This is a genomic window from Paenibacillus sp. MMO-58 (genome assembly GCF_037146255.1).
In the GTDB taxonomy this organism is placed as follows: Bacteria; Bacillota; Bacilli; order Paenibacillales; family Paenibacillaceae; genus Pristimantibacillus.
Genome location: NZ_JBBCVY010000030.1, coordinates 1 through 1,391, shown reverse-complemented (window position 1 = coordinate 1,391; position 1,391 = coordinate 1). Strand labels below are relative to the sequence as shown.

At 43.1% G+C, this 1,391-nt stretch carries 1 protein-coding gene; it reads right to left on the bottom strand.

The genetic code is table 11. The annotated features are described in order from the left end of the window. Positions 1–40: 40 nt before the first annotated feature. The gene (locus tag WFJ73_RS33135; RefSeq protein ID WP_336776991.1) at positions 41–1,372 is read right to left on the bottom strand and encodes an IS3 family transposase; all 1,332 of its coding nucleotides are present in this window, start codon (positions 1,370–1,372) and stop codon (positions 41–43) included. Positions 1,373–1,391: the final 19 nt, after the last annotated feature.

The window sequence follows — 1,391 nt, the reverse complement described above, 5'->3', positions numbered from 1 at the left end:
TAAACTGGACCCTACGTCAAGGACACTTTGAAAAAAAGGGTTAAGCCGCCGACAAAAGATGATTCCTGTATTGAACAGGGGTCATCTTTTTTAATCCCCATTGATATCTGTAATGGTTGTAATAGTGGATGTAACGATCAATCTTTTGCTTTAACTCTTCAAAAGTAGAACAGTTACGACTGACGACATGGTCCTTCATATGACCGAAGAAGGATTCTTGTGGGGCATTATCCCAGCAGTTCCCTCGTCTGGACATGGATTGCCCAAGTCCCTTTTCCTTCAGTAGTTTTTGGTATACGGGGCTTGTATAATGGCTTCCTTGATCAGAATGAATAAAGGCATCCTTATGCAGCTTCAGCCGACGTTGCTTCATGAGCTGGTTAATGGTATCAGTTGCTAATGGCAAAGTGATGCGTTTAGAGAGGTTGTAAGCGAGTAGTTCCCCTGTGGATCCATCTAGAATGGTGGACAGATAACCCATCTCTGAGCGTTGTCCAAATGGAAGGTAAGTGATGTCAGTAAGCAGCACAAGACCCGGAATCCCCTTCTTGAAATCCCGTTGTAGCTTATTTGGTACAACCCGATGTTCTTGCGTTGCCTTTGCCATTCGTCTGTAAGGATTGGGCTTACGATGAGGACAAACTAAATGTAGACGTCTCATATGTCTACGAATCCGTTTACGGTTGTATATAACGTTAAACTCATTTTCCAAGACCATCTTTATGGAGCGAGAGCCCTTCATGAAACCTCTTCGAAGAAACGCTCTTTTAATTAGTTCTCCAGCCTCTGCATCCCGCTGAGCTCTTGCTTTACGGGTTTCTGCGGTCTTCAGGAAGCTGTAATATCCTGAAGGTGAAACCTTAAGTAGCCTGCATAAGTAACGCGTCATTCGTTTAAAACCTTGTTTTACAGCTTCTTCGATCAACTCAAATAGCTTATTCTTGCTTAGATTTTCTCCTTTTGCTATCAGCAACCTTTCTGTCGTGTCTGCTTTTTTTAGCAGTTCAAGTTGGGATTCCAGAAGTTTAATCCGCGCATCTTGCTTGGCAATGATCTCTTCCTGTGTCATCTCGCGTTCCAGCGGTCGTCCAGAAGATTCTTTGCGTGAATCCGTGAGACCAATAATTCCATTCCGCTCGTAGGCTTTCTTCCAGCGGTCTGCACATTGTTCTAATCGCTTCTTACCTAAAACCTCTATATTAAACCCCTCGGCTTCGAATATCTCTCTAGGTGTCTTACCTGTTAAATAACGGTCGATGAACAACCGTTTAAACTCATCTGAATAGGTTATAGCTTTGTCGCTTACATTCTTGACGTTTTTGTTCTTAGAGAGCAGCTCCTGATCTGCCTTGGAGAAAAGTTTCTTACTCATGATAACCTCCTTAGATGCC

Excerpts from the sequence above, each read along its gene's own strand:
- WFJ73_RS33135 (WP_336776991.1), bottom strand. The coding sequence starts at position 1,372 with ATGAGTAAGAAACTTTTCTCCAAGGCAGATCAGGAGCTGCTCTCTAAG.